The organism is Shewanella decolorationis S12 (genome assembly GCF_000485795.1).
In the GTDB taxonomy this organism is placed as follows: Bacteria; Pseudomonadota; Gammaproteobacteria; order Enterobacterales; family Shewanellaceae; genus Shewanella; species Shewanella decolorationis.
Map to the genome: position 1 here is coordinate 222,384 of NZ_AXZL01000068.1, position 20,930 is coordinate 243,313.

The window sequence follows — 20,930 nt, forward strand, 5'->3', positions numbered from 1 at the left end:
GGGAATTAGGCCACACTGACTTTTTCAATCACAACCGCTTCTAATGGCACATCTTGGTGCATGCCACGGTTACCAGTGCTGACAGCTTTGATTTTTTCAACGATGTCCATGCCTTCAACCACTTCACCAAATACGCAATAACCCCAACCTTGCATGCTTTCAGATTTGAAATCGAGGAAGGTGTTATCGTTGACGTTGATGAAGAACTGAGCCGTCGCTGAGTGTGGATCAGAAGTACGTGCCATCGCGATAGTACCAGTACGGTTTGATAAACCGTTGTTGGCTTCGTTTTTCACTGGCTCATCGCAACGTTTTTGGCTCATTTCAGCGGTAAAGCCACCGCCTTGGATCATAAAGCCGTCAATTACACGGTGGAAAATGGTGCCGTCGAAGAAACCTTCGTCAACATATTTCATAAAGTTTGCCACGGTCAGCGGTGCTTTTTCGGCGTTCAGTTGCAGTTTAATGTCGCCAAAATTAGTGTGTAATGTGATCATGTTTTCATACTCTCAGTAAATAGTGGCGCGATTCTAACTTATCTCGGATTGCACGCAAAGTGCAGTATTCAAAACCCTTGTCAGCGTGGTAGACTGACCCCTTGATTTTACACTCGAATCTATCATTGAAGAGAATGCCGATGTTGAAGATTTACAACAGTATTACCCGTCAAAAACAGGAATTTAAGCCAATTACTCCCGGGAAAGTTGGGATGTATGTATGCGGGGTGACCGTATACGATCTGTGTCATATTGGCCATGGGCGTACTTTTGTTTCCTTCGATATGATCGTTCGCTACCTGCGTTACGCGGGTTATGAAGTGAATTTTCAACGTAACATCACCGACATTGATGACAAAATCATCAAACGCGCCAACGAAAATCAAGAAGATTGCAATACTTTAACCGATCGCTTGATTGGGGAAATGCACAAGGATTTCGATGCGCTGAATATGATCCGTCCCGATTTCGAGCCACGTGCCACTCTGCACATTGCCGAAATCATCGATATGGTTGAGCGTCTACTCGCTCGCGGGCATGCCTATGTGGCAGCCGATGGCGATGTGCTGTTCAGTGTGGCTTCTTTCCCTGAGTATGGCCGCCTATCAGGTCAGAATCTGGAGCAATTGCAGGCGGGTGCACGGGTTGAGGTTGACGATAACAAGCAAAATCCAATGGATTTCGTGCTGTGGAAAATGTCTAAACCGGGCGAGCCAACATGGGAATCGCCATGGGGACCAGGTCGTCCAGGCTGGCATATCGAATGTTCGGCAATGAACAGCAAGCACTTAGGTCTGCATTTTGATATTCACGGCGGCGGCTCAGATTTACAATTCCCGCACCATGAGAACGAAATTGCTCAGTCTTGCTGCGCCCATGATACGCCATACGTGAATTACTGGATGCACACTGGCATGGTGATGGTTGACCGCGAGAAAATGTCAAAGTCTTTAGGTAACTTCTTCACCATCCGTGATGTATTAGGCCATTACGACGCTGAAACCGTGCGTTACTTCCTGCTATCGGGTCACTATCGTAGTCAAATCAACTACTCAGAAGAAAACCTCAAGCAGGCTCGTGCCGCCTTAGAGCGTTTATACACTGCGATTAAAGATGTTGACCTGACTGTTACAGCGGCACCTGCGGAAGAGTTTGTCGCTAAATTTAAAGCGGCCATGGACGATGACTTTAATACGCCAGAAGCTTACTCAGTGCTTTTCGATATGGTGCGTGAGATCAACCGCTTGAAAACCACTGATATGGCGCAGGCTTCAGCGATGGCCGTTGCCATGAAGCAACTGGCCGATGTATTGGGATTATTGCACCAAACGCCCGATGCCTTCTTTAAAGGCGAAGGTAGTGACGATGAAGTGGCAGAGATTGAAGCGCTTATCGTTGAGCGTAATCGTGCCCGCGCCGAAAAAGATTGGCCTGCGGCTGATGTTGCGCGCAATCGGTTAAATGAGCTTGGCGTTGTTTTAGAAGATGGTCCAAGCGGTACCACTTGGCGTAAGAAATAGGTTGGCGTAAGAAATAATCCGACCGCTTAAGTTAGATTTGCATCGATAATAAAAAACCTGCCAATGGCAGGTTTTTTTATAGTCTCACGTGTTTGATTAAGCTCATGTTATTGCGTCACAGGCTACTGGAGCTTAGATGGCTAAATAGCAGGTTTAAATGCTGCGATTTACGCCATAACTTACTCCATAGCTTATGCCATCATCTAATACGCGATAGCGAAGCTGATTAGTCGTGATATTGCTCTGCCGCATACAGGGTATTTTCAAGTAGGCTGGCAATCGTCATAGGGCCGACACCACCGGGTACTGGGGTGATAAAGCTGGCATTTTGCGCAGCAACATCATATTGCACATCGCCCACTAAGGTGCCGTTTTCTAAGCGGTTAATACCCACATCGATAACAATGGCGCCGGGTTTAATCCATTCACCAGGGATAAAGCCAGGTTTACCCACGGCAACAACCACTAAATCTGCCTGACGGATCTTTTGTTCGAGATTTTTTGTAAAACGATGGCATGTGGTTGTGGTGCAGCCTGCAAGCAGTAGCTCCAGTGTCATTGGGCGACCGACGATATTTGATGCGCCAACAACAACGGCATCTAGTCCATAGGTATCGACACCCGTTGATTTGATTAAGGTCATGATCCCCATGGGGGTACATGAACGTAATACGGGAATGCGCTGGGCTAAACGGCCAACGTTATAGGGGTGGAAACCGTCGACATCTTTATCGGGGCGAATACGCTCGATTACTTTAGAGTCTTCAATATGCGCAGGCAGAGGAAGCTGCACTAAGATACCGTCGATCGTCGGATCATCATTGAGTTCGTCGATAAGGGCTAATAAGGCTTCTTCGGTATAACTGGTATCGAGATCGTAGGAGCGAGAAATAAATCCCACTTCTTCACAGGCTTTACGTTTACTACCAACATAAACCTGAGAAGCAGGGTCGGCTCCCACGAGAATAACGGCTAAACCTGGTACGCGTTGTCCTGCCTCTTTACGGGCGGTTACTTTTTCGCGAAGTTGTGTACGGATGGATTGAGCAATCGCCTTGCCGTCGATTATTTGGGCTGTCATGGGTGTAGGATATCCTTTATATGGGCGATGGTGAAAACTGTCGTTAACACAGAGAGTGGCAATCGCGGCTATTTTAACAGGGCGTTGCGGGTGTGTCATGGTCAAAGCCGCGGCGAAATGGATAAAAACAGGCGTATTCGCCTGATAATTCAGCATCTAGTTTGAATGCTTAAAAAAATCGTTGACGGGTGCAAAGTGAGGGGCTAAGATGCGCTCCGTTCTCAAGCAGATGTGCTCATTTGCTCTGAAAACAAAGATTCTTGGTAATTAATGTAGTCCAATAGCGCATCATGATTTTGATGGGAGTGGACCAGAGAGAACCTCTGAATGAATACGAGAATATGTAAGACCTTCGGTGATTAGCGCAGTCCGGTAGCGCATCTGGTTTGGGACCAGAGGGTCAGAGGTTCGAATCCTCTATCACCGACCACTTTAATATTATTGGCTCATGATTATTCAGTTAATTTGAGCGGGTAATAGCGGATAACCTAATTCAGTTATCCCACGTAGGTTAGGATACAGCAGAGTCTGTAAACCATGCGCCCGTAGCTCAGTTGGATAGAGCATCCGCCTTCTAAGCGGATGGTCGCAGGTTCGAATCCTGCCGGGCGTGCCAGTTTCAGTGGTGATTGTAGCTCAGTTGGTAGAGTCCCGGATTGTGATTCCGGTTGTCGTGGGTTCGAGCCCCATCAGTCACCCCATTTTTAAGTACTTTGAGTACAAAATAAAAAAAGCGACCACTGGTCGCTTTTTTTATACCCTAGATTCGGCCGTAGAGGCTCGACTCAGCACAAAACGGTGGCTATAATGTCGCGTCTTGATAGATATCAACTAACAGCGACCTGTGCCGAAAGCCAGTAGTGGTGGGCATTGTAGTCAAATTTAATGATCAAGAAACGAATACCTGAATAGTTGAAGATTCGACTATTACAAAGGACGTTAGACAAATTTCGAGGTAAAACAATGCAAGTTTCTGTTGAAGCAACCCAAGGCCTAGAGCGTCGCCTGACCATTTCTGTTCCTGCTGAACAAATTGAAAAACTGGTTAAAGACAGTTTACAACGTGAAGCTAAGCGTGCTCGTATCCCAGGTTTCCGTCCTGGCAAAGTGCCTGTTACTGTAATCAACAAACGTTATGGCGCCGCAATTCGTCAAGACATCACTGGTGAAGTGATGCAACGTAACTTTATCGAAGCGATCATCGCTGAGAAATTAAATCCAGCTGGCGCACCCACTTTCGTACCGGGTGCGACTGACGGTGAAAAATTCGAATTCGTAGCGACTTTTGAAATCTACCCAGAAGTTGAGCTGAAAGGTTTAGATGCAATCGAAGTAGAAAAACCAAAAGCGTCTGTAACCGATGCTGACGTAGACAGCATGATCGAAACTTTACGTAAGCAACACGCGACTTTCGCCGCTGTTGAGCGTGAAGCGGCTGACGGCGACAAAGTGAAAATGAACTTTGTTGGTTCAGTTGACGGTGTTGAATTCGAAGGCGGTAAAGCTGACGATTTCGAACTGCAATTAGGCAGCGGCCGTATGATCCCAGGTTTCGAAGCGGGTATCTTAGGTCACAAAGCTGGTGAAGAATTCGTTATCGACGTGACTTTCCCTGAAGAATATCACGCTGAAAACTTAAAAGGTAAAGCGGCTAAGTTTGCTATCACTTTAACTGAAGTGTTAGCGGCTAACTTACCAGAAGTAAACGATGAGTTTGCTGCATTATTCGGTATCAGCGAAGGTGGCTTAGAAGCGCTGAAAACTGAAATCCGTAAAAACATGAACCGCGAACTTGAGCAAGCGTTAAAAGCAAACGTGAAAGAGCAAGTGATCACTGGTTTATTAGCCAACAACGACATCGAACTGCCAAAAGCACTGATCGATGGCGAAGTTAACGTGCTGCGTCAACAAGCGATGCAACGTTTCGGCGGTCAAACGGCTAACATGCCAGAACTGCCAGCGGAATTATTTACTGAGCAAGCGGCTCGTCGCGTGAAAATCGGTCTGTTATTAGGCGAAGTTATCAAGACTAACGAGCTGAAAGCGGAAGATGAGCGTGTACAAGCGTTAATCGCTTCTATGGCTTCTGCTTACGAAGATCCAAGTGAAGTGATTGCTTATTACAACAGCAACAAAGAACTGATGCAAAACATGCGCAACGTTGCGCTTGAAGAGCAAGCTGTTGAAGCACTGCTAAAATCTGCCAAAGTGACCGAAAAAGAAGTCGCTTTTGAAGAATTTATGAACAAGGCTACAGGTCGCGCATAACCTAAGCTTGACTTGATTGGCAGTTCGCCATTTATAATGGCTCGTATGAGGCTCCTCATGCGAGCCATTTTTATTTAGGGAAACGAATAATGCATAATGCGTCAGACATACAAAGTGCTTTAGTGCCTATGGTGATCGAACAGACGGCTAAGGGTGAACGCTCATTCGATATTTATTCTCGTCTGTTAAAAGAGCGGATTATCTTTTTAGTGGGTCAAGTTGAAGAGCATATGGCGAATCTGATTGTGGCGCAGTTGCTATTCCTCGAGTCAGAAAGCCCAGATAAAGATATCTTCTTATATATCAACTCACCCGGTGGTTCAGTCACTGCGGGCATGGCGATTTACGATACCATGCAATTTATTAAGCCGAATGTGAGCACTGTGTGTATCGGTCAAGCGGCTAGCATGGGCGCGTTTTTATTAGCCGGTGGCGAAAAGGGCAAGCGTTTCTGCTTACCTAACTCACGCGTGATGATCCACCAACCTCTGGGTGGATTCCAAGGTCAGGCTTCTGATATCGCGATTCATGCCCAAGAGATCTTAGGCATCAAGCATAAACTGAACCTGATGTTGTCAGAGCACACTGGCCAGCCACTCGAAGTGATTGAACGTGATACCGATCGCGACAACTTCATGAGTGCGACTCAAGCGGTTGAATATGGTTTAGTTGACGCTGTGATGACTAAACGCGGCTGATTTTTACTTTTGACTGGGCTATGCTCTATTAAGCAAAGCCCAGTAAAGGGTTAGCAAGTTTAAGACAAGCAGTAGAGCAGACTGCAAATGAGGTAATTAATGGGCGACAACAAAAATAATGGTGACAGCGGTAAATTGCTGTACTGCTCTTTTTGCGGTAAGAGCCAGCATGAAGTCAGAAAACTGATTGCAGGCCCATCAGTATACGTATGCGACGAATGTGTTGAATTATGCAACGACATCATTCGTGAAGAGATTAAAGAAATCTCCCCTAAGCGTGATAATGATAAATTGCCAACGCCACATGAGTTGCGTGCGCATTTAGACGATTATGTGATTGGTCAGGACAGGGCTAAAAAAGTGCTGTCTGTCGCTGTGTACAATCACTATAAGCGCCTGAGAAATTCTTCTCCTAAAGATGGTGTGGAATTAGGCAAGAGTAACATTCTGCTGATTGGTCCAACGGGCAGTGGTAAGACACTGCTGGCTGAAACGCTTGCGCGCTCATTGAATGTCCCATTTACTATGGCGGACGCCACCACCTTAACCGAAGCGGGTTATGTGGGTGAAGACGTTGAAAACATCATTCAAAAGCTGCTGCAAAAGTGCGATTACGATGTTGAAAAAGCACAGCGCGGTATCGTCTATATCGACGAAATCGACAAGATCAGCCGTAAATCGGATAACCCATCAATTACCCGTGACGTATCGGGTGAAGGCGTACAGCAAGCGCTGCTGAAACTTATCGAAGGTACGGTTGCCGCGGTTCCGCCTCAAGGTGGTCGTAAGCATCCACAGCAAGAGTTCTTACAGGTAGATACCTCTAAGATCCTGTTTATCTGTGGTGGTGCTTTTGCTGGCCTTGAAAAGGTGATTGAACAGCGTGCTCATGTAGGTTCAGGTATCGGTTTCGGTGCGCAGGTTAAGGGCGAGAAAGATAAGGCAACAATTTCGCAAACCTTATCTCAAGTCGAACCCGAGGACTTAGTCAAATACGGCTTGATCCCTGAGTTTATTGGCCGTCTGCCCGTTGTTGCGACGCTGACCGAGCTGGACGAAGAAGCATTAGTGCAAATTCTGTCTGAGCCTAAAAACGCGCTGACAAAACAGTACAACGCGCTGTTTGAGATGGAAGGGGTTGAGCTAGAGTTCCGCGAAGATGCGCTCAAAGCGATTGCACATAAAGCTATGTCACGCAAAACGGGTGCCCGTGGTTTACGTTCAATCGTTGAAGGTATCTTACTCGATACTATGTACGATATTCCTTCGATTGAGGGCGTGGTGAAGGCGGTTGTCGATGAATCTGTGGTGAATGGCGAGTCTGCACCAATCTTGATTTACGAACGCAACGAAGCGCAAGCTGCCTCTGGCGAACAATAATTGTACTGATTGCTAATAATCTGAAAATCAAGGAGTCCATCGGGCTCCTTTTTTTATTTTTCCCATTGAAACCCACTAAAGCGCCCCAATATACTCCTTAACTAATCCCTTTCATCTAAACGGAATCGAACTATGACCTTAGAGCGTGAAGCGCATATCGAACTCCCCGTGCTACCACTGAGAGATGTGGTGGTCTATCCCCATATGGTAATTCCGTTGTTCGTTGGCCGAGAAAAATCGATTCGTTGTCTCGAAACGGCAATGGCCCAGGATAAGCAAATTATTTTAGTCGCTCAGCGTGACGCTGAGTTAGACGAGCCGACCAAAGACGATATCTTTGAAGTCGGTACAGTGGCGTCTATTCTGCAACTGCTTAAACTGCCTGATGGTACGGTAAAAGTACTGGTCGAAGGTGGTCGCCGCGCCCGTATTACCCGTTATACCCAAGAAACGGATTTCTTTGTGGCTAAGGCGGAGTATCTAGAATCTGAGCCTTTAGAAGATAAAGAAGAGGAAGTCTTGGTTCGCAGCGCGATTGGCCAATTTGAAGGTTATATCAAGCTCAACAAGAAGATCCCGCCTGAAGTCTTAACCTCGCTTTCTGGCATCGATGAAGCGGCGCGCCTTGCCGATACTATGGCGGCCCACATGCCACTCAAGCTTGAGGACAAACAGTCCGTGCTGGAGATGACTAACGTCGGTGAGCGTCTGGAATATTTAATGGCGATGATGGAGTCGGAAATTGACCTGCTACAGGTCGAGAAACGTATCCGTACCCGCGTTAAAAAACAGATGGAAAAGAGCCAGCGTGAGTATTATCTGAACGAGCAGATGAAAGCCATCCAAAAAGAATTGGGTGACTTAGACGAAGGCCACGACGAGTTTGAAGTCTTAAATCGTAAGATTGAAGAAGCCAACATGCCAAGTGATGCCAAAGAGAAGGCCGTCGCTGAGCTCAATAAATTACGCATGATGTCACCTATGTCTGCCGAAGCGACCGTGGTTCGCAGCTACGTGGATTGGATGACCTCAGTGCCTTGGAGCCAACGCTCTAAAATCAAACGCGATTTAGCCAAAGCCCAAGAAGTGCTGGATACCGATCACTACGGTCTGGAAAAGGTCAAAGACCGTATTCTGGAATACTTGGCAGTACAGAGCCGTGTGCGTCAACTTAAAGGGCCTATCCTGTGCTTAGTCGGCCCACCAGGTGTGGGTAAAACCTCATTAGGTCAATCGATTGCAAAAGCAACCGGTCGTAAGTATGTGCGTGTTGCCTTAGGCGGCGTGCGTGATGAAGCGGAGATCCGTGGTCATCGCCGTACTTACATTGGCTCAATGCCGGGTAAAGTGATTCAGAAGATGGCGAAAGTGGGCGTGAAAAACCCCTTATTCCTGCTCGATGAAATCGACAAAATGAGCTCGGATATGCGTGGCGACCCAGCATCAGCACTGTTAGAGGTGCTTGATCCTGAACAAAACGCGACCTTTAATGACCATTACCTTGAAGTCGACTACGACTTATCCGATGTGATGTTCGTGGCGACTTCGAACTCGATGAATATTCCAGGCCCATTGCTGGACCGTATGGAAGTTATTCGCCTGTCGGGTTACACCGAAGATGAGAAGCTCAATATCGCTAAGCAGCATTTACTGACCAAGCAAATCGAGCGTAATGGTCTTAAAGCGAACGAAATTCATATCGAAGACAGTGCGATAGTCGGCATTATCCGCTACTACACCCGTGAAGCTGGTGTGCGTGCGCTAGAGCGTGAGTTGTCGAAGATTTGCCGCAAGGTCGTGAAAATGATCCTGCTGGATAAGTCTATCAAGTCAGTTACTGTGACTGCGGACAATCTTAAGTCTTTCCTCGGTGTGCAGCGTTTTGACTATGGTAAGGCAGAATCTAACAACCAAATCGGTCAAGTCACAGGTTTGGCATGGACCGAAGTGGGTGGCGATCTGCTCACCATTGAAGCGACCTCTGTGCCCGGCAAAGGCAAGTTGACCTACACAGGCTCACTTGGCGATGTGATGCAAGAGTCGATTCAAGCGGCGATGACCGTCGTGCGTGCCCGTGCGGAACAATTAGGTATCAATGGCGACTTTTATGAGAAGCGAGATATCCATGTTCACGTGCCAGAAGGGGCGACGCCAAAAGATGGTCCATCTGCTGGCGCGGCAATGTGCACTGCATTAGTGTCTAGCTTAACGGGTAATCCAGTGCGCGCCGATGTGGCGATGACGGGTGAAATTACCTTACGCGGTGAAGTGTTACCTATCGGTGGTTTAAAAGAAAAACTGCTGGCAGCACATCGTGGTGGCATTAAATTGGTACTTATTCCAAAAGAAAACGAGCGTGATCTGGAAGAAATTCCTGCCAATGTGATTGCCGATTTGGAAATTCGTCCCGTGCGTTGGGTCGACGAAGTGTTAAAACTGGCGCTAGAAAGACCGGTTGAAGGCTTCGAAGTGGTTAAAAACTTGGCATAACGCAAGAAAATGCGCTATCACGCTAAAAAAAATGAAAAAAGGGGCTTAACAAAGCGCAGACCTGTGGTAGCCTAGGTCTGTGGAGAGTCGGTTGCTCCAAGCCCTTGGCGCAACTGGCTTTGAGCTGTATCCAGTTTTATTTCTTTGGTTTTCGAACTCAGCTTGAACTTTGAATTCAAGCTTGTTATAAAAGCCTCCGCAGACCGCTCTAGAGACGGATTTGGTTGCGGCGCAAAAAAATTACATTCAAGGGGATGACATGAACAAATCTGAACTAATCGAGAAAATCGCTTCTGGTGCTGACATTTCTAAAGCCGCTGCTGGCCGTGCACTGGACTCTTTTATCGCTGCTGTGACTGAAGGTCTGAAAGAAGGCGATAAAATTTCTCTTGTTGGTTTTGGTACTTTTGAAGTGCGTGAACGTGCTGAGCGTACTGGTCGCAACCCACAAACGGGTGAAGAAATCAAAATCGCAGCAGCAAAAATTCCAGCATTTAAAGCTGGTAAAGCTCTGAAAGACGCTGTCAATTAATTTTTGATATCGTAGCCTTTGTAAGGCGTTCGTAATCCTAAGCACTGTTTAAACAGTGCTTTTTACGAATTGAAAGTAATGGATTTTGAAGCACAATTTCTACCATTACTCGGGGTTTTAGCACTTACCAGTGGTAGCGTCTGAATAATCCCCATAAATTACAGAAAGGCGCATCTCAAGTTGATGCGCCTTTTTATTTTGTTAATCGCAACGAGCGAGAAATCTGATGTTAGAAAAGATCCGCGACGGTTCGCAAGGCGTGATTGCTAAAGGCATTCTCGTACTTGTGATTTTATCTTTTGCATTTGCAGGCGTGAGTAGCTATTTAGGCTCAAAATCGGACGTCCCTGCCGCAGAAGTCAACGGTGACAAAATCACTAAAGCCGAGTTAGAGCAGGCCTATCAGAGCGAACGTGCTCGTATGGAGCAACAACTGGGCGAAATGTTTGCTGCGTTATCTGCCGACGAAAGATACCTAGAAAGCATCAAGCAGAGCGTACTCGAACGTTTAGTGGCCGATAAATTGATTGACCAAGCTGCCGCCGCCATGGGGCTGCGCGTGTCTGACGAACAAATTATCACGGCGATTAAATCAGAACCCGCTTTCCAAACCGATGGCAAATTCGATAACGACCGTTATCAAGCGATTTTGCGTCAGTTAGGCTATCAGCCACAAACCTTCAGAAGCATGATGCGTGTCGATATGACCCGTCGTCAGTTAACTGCGGCGTTAGTGGGCACTGAATTCGTATTACCCGGTGAAGCTAAGCAATTGGCTGAACTGCAAGGTCAAACTCGCGACATTCGCTACTTAGTCGTCGATTCTGCGCCATTCCTTGCGAATGCCTCTGTGACAGACGAGCAAGTTAAAAACTACTACGACACCAACCAAGGCCAGTTTATGAGCCCTGAGAAGGTGAGCTTAGAGTATGTCGAGCTAAACGCGGCGGATTTTGCTAAAGACAGCAAAGTGACCGATGAAGAGGCTCAGGCTTACTACGATGAGCATAAGACGCAATATGTGTCTAACGAGAAACGTTTAGCGGCGCACATTCTGATTGGTACAGGCAGCGATGAAGCGGCGGCAAAAGCCAAGGCTGAAGATTTAGCCAAACAGTTAGATAACGGAGCTGATTTTGCTGAGTTAGCTAAAGCGAATTCTGAAGATACCTTAAGTGCGGAGCAGGGCGGTAAATTAGACTGGTTTGAACCTGGTGTGATGGACCCAAGCTTTGATACCGCGCTGTTTGCCCTGCAAAAAGGTCAGCATTCTGGCGTAGTGAAAACTGATTTTGGTTTCCATATCATCAAACTGTTAGACGTTCAGCCTGGTACTACCGTGCCATTTGCGGATGTGAAAGCGAAGATTGTGGCTCAGCTGCAAGAGAAGAAAGCGGTCGATCAATTCTATAGTTTGCAGAGCAAACTGGCTGATACAAGCTACGAAGTGCCTGATACCTTAGCCGAAACCGCAAAAGTGGTGGGTGTTGAGATTAAGACTACGCCAATGTTCTCACGCGATGATGTGCCAGCGGCATTGAATAAGCCTGATGTGGTAAAAGCGGCGTTCTCTGACACTGTTTTACGCCAAGGCCTAAACAGTGAAGTCATCGAGCTTGAGCCAAACCATGTTGTGGTTATCCGTATGAAGGAACATCACGATGCGGGCACTATGCCATTAGCCGAAGTGAAGGCCGACATCGCTGAGCGTTTGAAGCAAGATCAAGCGAACGAAGCGGCACGTGCTAAAGCTCACGAGCTGATGACCCAAGTTAAAGCGGGTGCGACTGATGTGACTTTAACGGCTAAGACTAAACTGGGCCGTGGCGCACAAGACGTAGATGCAGCGATTGTAGGCAAAGCCTTCCAAATGCCAACGCCGAGTGCTGCACCTGTGGTTGACACTGTTGGTTTAGCCAATGGCTACGCAGTGATTGCTCTGGATAAAGTGAACGCGGCAGAGTCTGTTAGCGATGAGTTAGTCAATGCGCTGAAACAACGCTTAAATGCACAATACAGCGAAGCGGATTACCGCGGTCTGATTGAGTCACTGAAGGCGAATGCGAAAGTTCATTACCCTGTAGAAGGTTAATGATGATAAGGGATAACTGAGCTTATCCCTTATATTGGCGAAGCAATAAAAGCTTTCGCGAAGCAAATAGAAAAGGCCAAGTGTTTACTTGGCCTTTTTGTTTGTCTTGAAACCGTGTTATCAAACGATAAGTACGCTATTTCAGCCGCTTAATCATCCACGCCAATCATCACGCTGCTGGCTTTAATGAGTGCGTAAGCTGAATCACCTACCTTCAAGTTTAAACGCTCACAGGAAGCTTTAGTGACCACAGAGGTTAACACTACGCCCGGTGCCAGTTCGATAGTGATTTCATTGTTTACAGAGCCAATTTCAATCGCGGTAATAGTGCCACTCAGGGTATTACGTGCACTGATCTTCATTCTTTATCCTTAGTTAGTGTTTGAATGGTCATGCTAGTTTAGCCTATTGCCGTGGGTTTGCAGCAAATAAAAACGCCACCCGAGGGTGGCATTTAAAGGTAAGGTGTCATCGCGCCGATTACAGCTCGATCACATCGAACTCAACGTATGGATTAACATCTGCATCGTAGTCGATGCCTTCGATGCCAAAGCCGAACAGTTTAATGAACTCGGCTTTATATTCTTGATAATCAGTCAATTCTGACAGATTTTCAGTGGTCACTTGTGGCCACAGATCACGGCAATGCTGCTGGATATCTTCGCGCAGTTCCCAATCGTCTAAACGCAGACGGTTGTCGCTGTCGGTCTCAGGTTTGGCACCATCGGCACGGAACAGACGCTCACTGAACATGCGATAGATTTGCTCCATACAGCCTTCGTGTAGACCTTCTTGGCGCATCTTCTTAAATACCATCGCAATATACAGTGGCATTACTGGAATGGCGGAGCTGGCTTGGGTGACAACGCTTTTCAGCACGGCAACGTTAGCGCTGCCGCCTTTGGTTGCTAGCTTATCATTTAAGGCTTTAGCCGCGCGGTCTAAGTCCATCTTGGCTTGACCTAATGCGCCGTGCCAGTAGATTGGCCAGGTTAACTCAGTACCGATATAGCTGTAGGCTACGGTTTTACAGTTATCACTCAATACACCAGCCTCGGCGAGTGCGTTAATCCACAGTTCCCAATCTTGACCGCCCATCACAGTGACGGTATCGGCAATCTCTTGCTCAGTCGCAGGCTCAACGGTGGCTTCAATAATGCAGTCTTTGTTGGTATCAACGGCAGTCGCTGTATACACTTCACCGATTGGCTTGAGTGCAGAACGCACTAGCTCACCTGAGTCAGGCAGTTTGCGTACGGGTGATGCTAATGAATAGACCACCATGTCCACTTGACCTAAATCTTGCTTGATAAGCTCGATAACTTTTTGCTTAGCTTCATGGCTGAAAGCATCGCAGTTGATGCTCTTAGAGTACAAACCTTCAGCTTTGGCAAACTTGTCGAAAGCGGCAGAGTTGTACCAGCCCGCGGTACCAGGTTTTGCTTCAGTACCAGGCTTTTCGAAGAACACACCAATGGTTGCGGCATCGCTACCGAAGGCTGCGGCGATGCGTGAAGACAGGCCATAGCCACTTGATGAACCAACAACAAGGACTTTCTTTGGACCGTTGGCGATTTTGCCTTTGGCTTTGGTTAAAGCAATTTGTTCTTTAACGTTAGCTTCACAACCAACGGGATGAGTTGTGGTACAGATGAATCCACGAATTTTGGGTTTGATAATCATGTTTAAGCTTCTTCTATCAAAATGACCAATAGGATAAATACTTCGGCGGCTAAATGGCATCTATTTTTAGCCAATTCGCCTGAATATTTAAGTGGTTGGAGCAGTTTAACGCTTATGAACAAACAGGCTCTGCTCCTGAATCAGCCTTTGGGTATATTCGTGCTGAGGCGAATTAAATATCTGTTCTGTTGGGGCTTTCTCAACCATGACCCCTTTGTGTAACACCATAATTTTATCGCTGACATGGCGAATAATATTGAGGTTATGGGACACGAAGATATAGGACAAGCCTAAGTCCTTCTGCAGTTTAAGCAGCAAATTGAGGATCTGTGAGCGTACCGAGAGATCTAGGGCAGTCAAAGCTTCATCGGCGATGATGATCTTCGGATTGAGCATTAGCGCCCGCGCCACCGCAACCCGCTGTTTTTGACCCTCAGAAATCATATGGGGATAAAAATCCGCATGCTCAGGTAATAAACCGACTTTCCTTAAGGTATCTATCACTTGGCCACTACGCTCCTTGGCGGATAACGCAGTGTTAAAGCGCAGCGGTTCATCCAGTAATTGACCAATCGTCAATCTTGGATTGAGTGAGGTATTGGGATCTTGGAAAATCATCCGAATAAGGCGGCAGCGCTGCTTAATATTGCGACTATCGAGCGCCTCGCCCTCAAAGTAAATTTCACCGCCGCTGCGGGGCTCTGCGCCCACCAAAATACGCGCTAACGTACTCTTACCTGAACCCGCTTCACCCACAATCGCTAAGGTTTCGCCGCGGTTTAATTCAAAGGAAACCGGGGCTAAGGCATCGTTATATTGGCGAGTAAAGCCTTTATAGCCGGTATCGTACCTTTTAAAGAGATCGTTAACTTTAAGCAGTGGGGTCGTCATTTGTCGTTTCACCGTGGTAAGGGAAATGGCAGGCAAAGTAGCGGTCGCGTAAATGACTCAAACTTGGCTGATTAACGCATTTCTTTTGTGCCTCAGGGCATCTTGGCCCTAGGCGACAACCAATGGGCAGATGCTGCAGGGCGGGGGCCGAGCCTGGCAGAGTTGGCATAATGGCCTTGTGCGCCTCTATCCCCGAGTAATCCGGCATATTATCCAAGAGTGCCTTAGTGTAAGGATGATAGGGCTGATTGATCAGTTCTTCCGTTGGGCCAGATTCCATCACTTGGCCGCAATATAGCACGGATAGGTGATCGCACCATTGTGCCAGCGTTTCAAGCTCGTGGCTGATGATTAAAATCGACACGTTTTGTAGCTGGTTAAGCTGTGATAACAGACGGAAAATCTGTGCCTGAGTGCTCAGCTCCATCGAGTTGGTCGGCTCGTCGGCAATCAATAATCGCGGTTGGTTGGCAATCGCCATGGCGATCATCACTTTTTGGCATTCGCCTTCCGAAAGCTCCCATGCATAGCTGGACATGACTTTTTGCGGATTCTTAATCCCGACCTTATGCAGCCATTTTTGCGCCGTGAGTTTGGCATGTTTGTGCTTTTGCCAAAAGTAAGCCTTCGGATTCTTAGGCATGGCCTGCATCAGCTGGCTGCCCACAGTTTGCGAAGGGTCAAGGCTGCCAGATGGGTCTTGGAAGATCATTGCCATATCTGAGCCCATCAGATTACGGCGCTCCTTCGAGGTCATGGCCATCAGATTATTACCATCCCACATCATGCGGTCGGCGGTAATGGTCCAATTGGGGCCTGGGATCCCAAGAATGGCTCTGGCGAGCAGACTACGGCCCGAGCCCGATTCGCCCACAAGACCGTGGATTTCCCCCGCGTTCAGGGTCAAACTCACTTTCTCAAGGGCGCGCACTCTGCCGTGGGGCGTGTCGAGCTCAATGGTCAGGTTTCTAACGTCGAGTAATGGCATAGGTTAGTTTCTGATGGGCGCAAGCGCCGATCTCAAGCCATCGCCCACCAAGTTAATGGCGAGCACACTAAAAAGAATCGCCAGCCCTGGAATGGTCACAGTCCAAGGTGCGGTCAACAAATTATCCATGCCCTGGGCGACCATTGCCCCCCATTCAGGACTGGGAGCTTGGGCACCAAGGCTTAAAAAGCCAAGGGCGGCAATATCTAAAATCGCGGCAGAAATGGCTAAGGTGGTTTGAATAATCACTACTTCCCACACGTTTGGCATGATCACATACCAAAAAATCTGTAGCGAATTGGCGCCGTCCAAACGGGCGGCAGTCACATATTCTTTCTGTAACTCTTCATGCACCGATTGATGAATGGAGCGTACAAACTGGGGCGTCAAGGCAATACCTACGGCCCAAAACACGTTTTCAAGTCCTGGCCCCATCACGGCAACCACTAAAATTGCCATCAAAAGCGAAGGGATAGACAGTAAAGCATCAAGCAAATGCCCCAAAATACTAGATTTTAATCCACGCATCATGCCGGAAAGTGAGCCGATGATAAATCCAGTAAACAGCGCCGTACCGACAATCATTAATGCCATGCCAAAGGTTAAATGCGCTCCATGTAGCAAGCGGCTAAAAATATCGCGGCCAAGATCGTCTGTGCCTAAAAAATGTGCCACAGTGCCTGAAGGATCCCAAGAGGGAGGTAATAATAGTGCGCGAGGATCCTGCGCCTCGGGGGAGAAGGGGGCAATCATAGGTCCAAACAGAGTGAGCAGCAGCAGAAAAGCAATGGTCCACAGACCCGCTAAGGCAAAGGGGTTTGCCGAAAAATTCTGCCAGATCCGCATCATGGGCGAGGCGATTTGATCTTCTTGATAAATTTTAATTGGAGGCATAAAGATCTTTTCTGCTCAAGGGATTGAAGACGGTATGCAGCACTTCAATCAAAATACTTAAAAAGATGATCAACAAGGCTACGGCTAAAATCCCGCCTTGGATAACCGTATAGTCCCGTTGGTAAATGCCCGACACTAACCAAGAACCCACTCCCGGCCAAGAGAAAATCATTTCAACAACAATCGCATAGCTGGCAAATGAGCCGAGCATTAGCCCTAAGTGCTTCAATACGGGGATCAGCGCGTTGGGTAAGGCGTGGCGCAAAATAATGGTATTGGTGTGCATGCCTCTGGCTTCGGCGGCGCGAATAAAGGTTTGGTTCATTACATTCATCATTGCCGAGCGCGTACTGCGTACGACCACTGTAAAAGGCAGCACTGCGAGTGTGGTGGCGGGCAGGACGATATGCAATAAGGCATCCTTAAAGGCCGATATCCGATATTCAGAATCCGACAGTAAAATATCGACCAACATAAACCCCGTAACGGGTTTTATCTCATATAACAGATTGAGTTGCCCTGAAATAGGCAGCCAGCCTAAGTCGACACCAAACCAGAGTGACAAATACAAGCCTAACCAAAATACTGGCACTGAATAGCCTGTGAGAGTAATCGCCATAATGGTATTTTGGGTGAGTTTATGCTGACTTTGAGAAGCCAACACCCCTAGCGGCACACCTAAACCTATGGCTATCACGGCCGCCATAACCGCAAGTTCAAAGGAGGCGGGAAGCACAGTGCCCAATTCTTCAGTAACGCTTTGATGGGAAGTCACTGATACCCCTAAATTACCGCTTAATCTTTGTTGCAAATAGGCAATAAACTGCATGAAACCATTACTGTCTAGCTTATAGTCTTGCTCTATTTGTATGAGTTGACTCGCCGTAGGGGAATGTATTCCTGTCAGGGCAAAGGTTCGTTCAACGGGAAATAAACCCGTTGCGTAAAATAGAACACCGATCATTACCAGTGAGGTGGCAAGGAATAAATTAAGCCGCCGTAACAGGTATCTAAACATCAGTTTTTCTCCTGTATTGTTTGGCTGGTTTGGGCGAAGGAGATCCCGCCGAAGGGAGTCAACTGCATATCGTGAATATCACTGCGGGTGAGTGCGACTCGCTTGGCATGGGCCAGGCTTAACATTGGCACTTGCTCGGCTAAGAAGGCTTCAGCTTCTTGATAAATTTCCTTGCGCTCGGCTTGAGTCGAGACTTCCCTCGCTCTGTCTAGAATGGCATCAAACTCTTTATTGCACCAGCGAGAGCGATTGTTGTTTGATTGCATCGCCGAGCAACTCAGCAGTGGTGTGAAAAAGTTATCGGGGTCACTGTTATCGGCGTTCCAGCCGATGAGTACTGAGTCATATTCATCGCGGCTCAATCTTTGGCTAAAGACGCTCCAATCGTAACTGATTATATTGACCTTAACGCCGATATTAGCCAAGTCAGATTGAATTAACTCAGCGGTTTTCAACGCGTTAGGGTTGTAGGCGCGGGCGACTGGCATGGCCCAGATATCGATACTGAGATTGTTGATTCCCGCTTCTTTTAACAAATCCCGCGCCTTTTGCGGATTGTAATCTAACAGTTTTTTATTGCTGTCGTAGGCCCATGATGCTGGCGGCAACACTCCTATGGCTTCTATGGCGGTGTTTTGATACACGGCACGTAAGATATTTTGCTTATCGACGGCATAGGCGAGGGCACGGCGCACGCGTACATCATCTAAAGGAGGCTTTTGTGTGTTAAAGGCCCAAAAGGCGACATTAAGACCGGGTTGAGACTCAATGCTCAGCTGTTCATGTTGTTTGATAACGGGCAGTTCCCCCGCTTTGGGCAGGGCCGATACGCTGCAGTCGCCGGCGATAAGTTTTGCCAGTCGCACCGTGCTTTTTGGGGTGATATCGTAGACCAGCATATCGACTTTGGCGGGCTCTCCCCAAAAGTCGGGATTGCGGCGATAGCGAATATATTCGTTTTTAGCGTAGTGCACTAAGGTAAAAGGCCCTGTGCCTATGGCGAAATGATCGAGATTTTCAGGGTGACCCAATGCCAGTTGCTGATCGGCATATTCGCTCGAGAGGATAACGGCAAAGTCGGTGGCAAGATTCGATAAAAACGACGCATCTTTGCGCGCTAGGCGAAAGATCACCTCGTGGTCATTGATTTTTTCGACACTTTTAACTTGTTCAGAAAAGCCAATACTTTGGAAAAAGGGGTAACCGGTACGTGAAACACCATGGTAAGGATGATGTTTGTCGATAATCCGATTGAAGGAAAACAGCACATCGTCGGCATTAAAATCGCGACTCGGGGTAAAACGGGATGAATGTTGAAACTTAACATTTTCCCTGAGGGTGAAACGATAACTTAAGCCATCGTCACTCTCGGCCCAACTGGTGGCCAGCGCTGGCACGAGCTGGCCCGAGAGCGCATCATAGTCCACTAAGCGGCTATAAATTTGGTGTGAGGTCGCGTCGATAGTGGTGCCTGAGGTCACCAACTGCGGATTAAAAGACTCGGGGTTCCCTTCGGAACAATAGACCAAACCAGAAGGGAGTCGTTGGGGGCCACATGCAACCAACAACCCACTCATGCAGAAAACTGCAGTTGATAGGCACAGGCGTCTTATCAGCACACTCATTTATAAATCATTATTTTATCGACTATGAACGGCTATTTTAGCAGTGCATCTCGCCCGTGGGCAATCTGCTTATGCTTTATCGAGCAAATTGTACTTTTTCAGAATGCCGCGCAGCTGGTGATAGCTTAAACCAAGGATTTCAGCCGTCTTCTTTTGATTGTACTGACTGGCCGACAAGGCTTGCTGGATAAGCTCCATCTCATAACGCTCGGTTTGCTCTTTAAAGTCCAAGGGAAAACTAAACGGATTGCTCATGGACTCTACACTGACGGCCGTGTCGGTATCGGTTTTGACCGACGTGACCACGGGCGCGCTCAGCGGCGCTTCAGGCACCGTGATTTGGCGCTCGCGTGTCCGCACTCGCGTGGTTGGGCGATAGGGAGAGGCAAAGGGGTCGAGAATAATCTGCTCAATAGGGCGGTTCTCACCGCTACTGCGATACACACTGCGCTCGACCACGTTTTTTAGTTCACGGATATTCCCTGGCCAGTCATGGCTCATCAGCTGATCGACCGCGCTAGCACTGAAGCCACTGAAGAGTTCCAGCTTAAGTTGCCGCGCCATGCCCACGGCAAAGTATTCTGCTAAGGTCATAATATCTTCGGGGCGACAACGCAGTGGCGGCAAGGTGATTACATCGAATGCTAAGCGGTCGAGCAAGTCGGCCCTAAATTCGCCAGCCTCGGCCAGTGAGGGTAAATCTTCGTTAGCTGCGCAGATAAGACGCACATCCGCTTGGATGGTTTTACTGCCGCCGACCCGTTCAAACTCACCGTATTCGATGACCCGCAGCAGTTTTTCTTGGATTAATCCCGACGTGTTGGCTAACTCATCAAGGAATAGGGTGCCACCGTCGGCGCGCTCAAAACGACCTTCGTGTTTGCCTTTGGCGCCAGTAAAGGCGCCTGACTCATGGCCAAATAATTCACTTTCGAGCAAATTTTCACTCAAAGATGAACAATTTAACTTAATAAAACTTTGATCCCAGCGTTTAGACAGATAATGTAAGCGTTCAGCAATCAGCTCCTTACCCGTACCCCGTTCACCAATAATGAGCACAGGTTTAGAGAGCGGCGCTATTTGCGAAACATGTTCTAGGACTTCGAGTAGGGCGTTCGATTGGCCGATGAGGTTGTCTTGCTGAAATTTATTATCCACGATATTTTTTAGTCTTTCGCGCTAAATTTTGGTGAAAATGATAATAAGTGGCTTGAGGCATAAAATAAAGAAAAAGTTAAAAATATGTTTATATGTATGAATTTAAAAATAAAAT

17 protein-coding genes and 3 tRNA genes are annotated in these 20,930 nt (G+C 47.5%); 10 read left to right on the forward strand and 10 right to left on the reverse strand.

The genetic code is table 11. The features are described from left to right. Positions 1-5 precede the first annotated feature (5 nt). Positions 6-497, reverse strand: coding sequence for a peptidylprolyl isomerase (locus tag SHD_RS12855; protein ID WP_023267518.1), 492 nt, complete (start codon positions 495-497; stop codon positions 6-8). 140 nt (positions 498-637) lie between these two features. Between SHD_RS12855 and cysS the strand changes: the two genes are divergently transcribed. Continuing rightward, positions 638-2,017, forward strand: coding sequence for a cysteine--tRNA ligase (gene cysS, locus SHD_RS12860; protein ID WP_039978331.1), 1,380 nt, complete (start codon positions 638-640; stop codon positions 2,015-2,017). A 226-nt stretch (positions 2,018-2,243) separates the two neighbouring features. Here cysS and folD read toward each other — a convergent pair whose 3' ends face one another. Next, positions 2,244-3,098, reverse strand: a complete 855-nt coding sequence (gene folD / locus SHD_RS12865; RefSeq protein WP_011623249.1) for a bifunctional methylenetetrahydrofolate dehydrogenase/methenyltetrahydrofolate cyclohydrolase FolD — start codon at positions 3,096-3,098, stop codon at positions 2,244-2,246. A gap of 353 nt (positions 3,099-3,451) precedes the next feature. Between folD and SHD_RS12870 the strand changes: the two genes are divergently transcribed. The 9 genes from SHD_RS12870 (at position 3,452) to ppiD (ending at position 12,558) form a co-directional block, all read left to right on the forward strand. Next, positions 3,452-3,528, forward strand: a tRNA-Pro gene (locus SHD_RS12870). Between the two features lie 109 nt (positions 3,529-3,637). Continuing rightward, a tRNA-Arg gene (locus SHD_RS12875) sits at positions 3,638-3,714 on the forward strand. A gap of 9 nt (positions 3,715-3,723) precedes the next feature. After that, positions 3,724-3,799, forward strand: a tRNA-His gene (locus SHD_RS12880). 262 nt (positions 3,800-4,061) lie between these two features. Next, positions 4,062-5,366, forward strand: a complete 1,305-nt coding sequence (tig, locus tag SHD_RS12885; protein ID WP_023267521.1) for a trigger factor — start codon at positions 4,062-4,064, stop codon at positions 5,364-5,366. An 89-nt stretch (positions 5,367-5,455) separates the two neighbouring features. Further along, entirely contained in the window at positions 5,456-6,064 is a 609-nt protein-coding gene (clpP, locus tag SHD_RS12890) for an ATP-dependent Clp endopeptidase proteolytic subunit ClpP (RefSeq protein ID WP_011717550.1), read from the forward strand. A 99-nt stretch (positions 6,065-6,163) separates the two neighbouring features. Next, the gene (clpX, locus tag SHD_RS12895; RefSeq protein WP_011717549.1) at positions 6,164-7,444 is read left to right on the forward strand and encodes an ATP-dependent protease ATP-binding subunit ClpX; all 1,281 of its coding nucleotides are present in this window, start codon (positions 6,164-6,166) and stop codon (positions 7,442-7,444) included. A gap of 132 nt (positions 7,445-7,576) precedes the next feature. Then, a complete protein-coding gene (gene lon, locus SHD_RS12900; RefSeq protein WP_023267523.1) occupies positions 7,577-9,934 on the forward strand; it encodes an endopeptidase La in 2,358 nt (785 codons plus the stop codon). 259 nt (positions 9,935-10,193) lie between these two features. Then, positions 10,194-10,466, forward strand: a complete 273-nt coding sequence (gene hupB, locus SHD_RS12905) for a nucleoid-associated protein HU-beta (RefSeq protein ID WP_006081127.1) — start codon at positions 10,194-10,196, stop codon at positions 10,464-10,466. A gap of 226 nt (positions 10,467-10,692) precedes the next feature. Beyond that, positions 10,693-12,558, forward strand: coding sequence for a peptidylprolyl isomerase (gene ppiD, locus SHD_RS12910; RefSeq protein ID WP_023267524.1), 1,866 nt, complete (start codon positions 10,693-10,695; stop codon positions 12,556-12,558). A gap of 149 nt (positions 12,559-12,707) precedes the next feature. On the opposite strand, the gene SHD_RS12915 is transcribed toward ppiD, so the two are convergent. From SHD_RS12915 to pspF, 8 genes are all read right to left on the reverse strand, one after another. Beyond that, on the reverse strand, positions 12,708-12,920 hold the full coding sequence (locus SHD_RS12915; RefSeq protein ID WP_011717545.1) for a TOBE domain-containing protein: 213 nt from the start codon (positions 12,918-12,920) through the stop codon (positions 12,708-12,710). Between the two features lie 118 nt (positions 12,921-13,038). Further along, complete coding sequence (fabV, locus tag SHD_RS12920; RefSeq protein ID WP_039978341.1) at positions 13,039-14,241, reverse strand: enoyl-ACP reductase FabV; 1,203 nt, start codon at positions 14,239-14,241, stop codon at positions 13,039-13,041. 105 nt (positions 14,242-14,346) lie between these two features. Further along, positions 14,347-15,132: a peptide ABC transporter ATP-binding protein gene (locus tag SHD_RS12925; protein WP_023267526.1), complete on the reverse strand. Its 786-nt coding sequence runs from the start codon at positions 15,130-15,132 to the stop codon at positions 14,347-14,349. Then, complete coding sequence (locus SHD_RS12930) at positions 15,113-16,120, reverse strand: peptide ABC transporter ATP-binding protein (protein ID WP_023267527.1); 1,008 nt, start codon at positions 16,118-16,120, stop codon at positions 15,113-15,115. Before SHD_RS12930 ends, SHD_RS12925 begins: the two co-directional genes overlap by 20 nt. Positions 16,121-16,123: 3 nt before the next feature. Then, positions 16,124-17,014: an ABC transporter permease subunit gene (locus SHD_RS12935; protein WP_023267528.1), complete on the reverse strand. Its 891-nt coding sequence runs from the start codon at positions 17,012-17,014 to the stop codon at positions 16,124-16,126. Continuing rightward, positions 17,001-18,032, reverse strand: a complete 1,032-nt coding sequence (locus SHD_RS12940; RefSeq protein WP_023267529.1) for an ABC transporter permease — start codon at positions 18,030-18,032, stop codon at positions 17,001-17,003. The genes SHD_RS12935 and SHD_RS12940 overlap by 14 nt, the downstream gene beginning before the upstream one ends. After that, positions 18,032-19,657: an ABC transporter substrate-binding protein SapA gene (sapA, locus tag SHD_RS12945; RefSeq protein ID WP_039978343.1), complete on the reverse strand. Its 1,626-nt coding sequence runs from the start codon at positions 19,655-19,657 to the stop codon at positions 18,032-18,034. The genes SHD_RS12940 and sapA overlap by 1 nt, the downstream gene beginning before the upstream one ends. Positions 19,658-19,726: 69 nt before the next feature. Next, positions 19,727-20,815 carry a phage shock protein operon transcriptional activator gene (gene pspF, locus SHD_RS12950; protein WP_023267531.1) on the reverse strand — a complete coding sequence of 363 codons (1,089 nt, stop codon included), beginning with the start codon at positions 20,813-20,815 and terminating at the stop codon, positions 19,727-19,729. Between the last annotated feature and the right edge of the window lie 115 nt (positions 20,816-20,930).

Coding starts and splice junctions, on each gene's coding strand:
- SHD_RS12915 (WP_011717545.1), bottom strand. CDS start 12,920: ATGAAGATCAGTGCACGTAATACCCTGAGTGGCACTATTACCGCGATT.
- SHD_RS12930 (WP_023267527.1), bottom strand. CDS start 16,120: ATGCCATTACTCGACGTTAGAAACCTGACCATTGAGCTCGACACGCCC.
- SHD_RS12855 (WP_023267518.1), bottom strand. CDS start 497: ATGATCACATTACACACTAATTTTGGCGACATTAAACTGCAACTGAAC.
- hupB (WP_006081127.1), top strand. CDS start 10,194: ATGAACAAATCTGAACTAATCGAGAAAATCGCTTCTGGTGCTGACATT.
- tig (WP_023267521.1), top strand. CDS start 4,062: ATGCAAGTTTCTGTTGAAGCAACCCAAGGCCTAGAGCGTCGCCTGACC.
- clpP (WP_011717550.1), top strand. CDS start 5,456: ATGCATAATGCGTCAGACATACAAAGTGCTTTAGTGCCTATGGTGATC.
- sapA (WP_039978343.1), bottom strand. CDS start 19,657: ATGAGTGTGCTGATAAGACGCCTGTGCCTATCAACTGCAGTTTTCTGC.
- folD (WP_011623249.1), bottom strand. CDS start 3,098: ATGACAGCCCAAATAATCGACGGCAAGGCGATTGCTCAATCCATCCGT.
- clpX (WP_011717549.1), top strand. CDS start 6,164: ATGGGCGACAACAAAAATAATGGTGACAGCGGTAAATTGCTGTACTGC.
- SHD_RS12935 (WP_023267528.1), bottom strand. CDS start 17,014: ATGCCTCCAATTAAAATTTATCAAGAAGATCAAATCGCCTCGCCCATG.
- SHD_RS12940 (WP_023267529.1), bottom strand. CDS start 18,032: ATGTTTAGATACCTGTTACGGCGGCTTAATTTATTCCTTGCCACCTCA.
- ppiD (WP_023267524.1), top strand. CDS start 10,693: ATGTTAGAAAAGATCCGCGACGGTTCGCAAGGCGTGATTGCTAAAGGC.
- cysS (WP_039978331.1), top strand. CDS start 638: ATGTTGAAGATTTACAACAGTATTACCCGTCAAAAACAGGAATTTAAG.
- lon (WP_023267523.1), top strand. CDS start 7,577: ATGACCTTAGAGCGTGAAGCGCATATCGAACTCCCCGTGCTACCACTG.
- SHD_RS12925 (WP_023267526.1), bottom strand. CDS start 15,132: ATGACGACCCCACTGCTTAAAGTTAACGATCTCTTTAAAAGGTACGAT.
- fabV (WP_039978341.1), bottom strand. CDS start 14,241: ATGATTATCAAACCCAAAATTCGTGGATTCATCTGTACCACAACTCAT.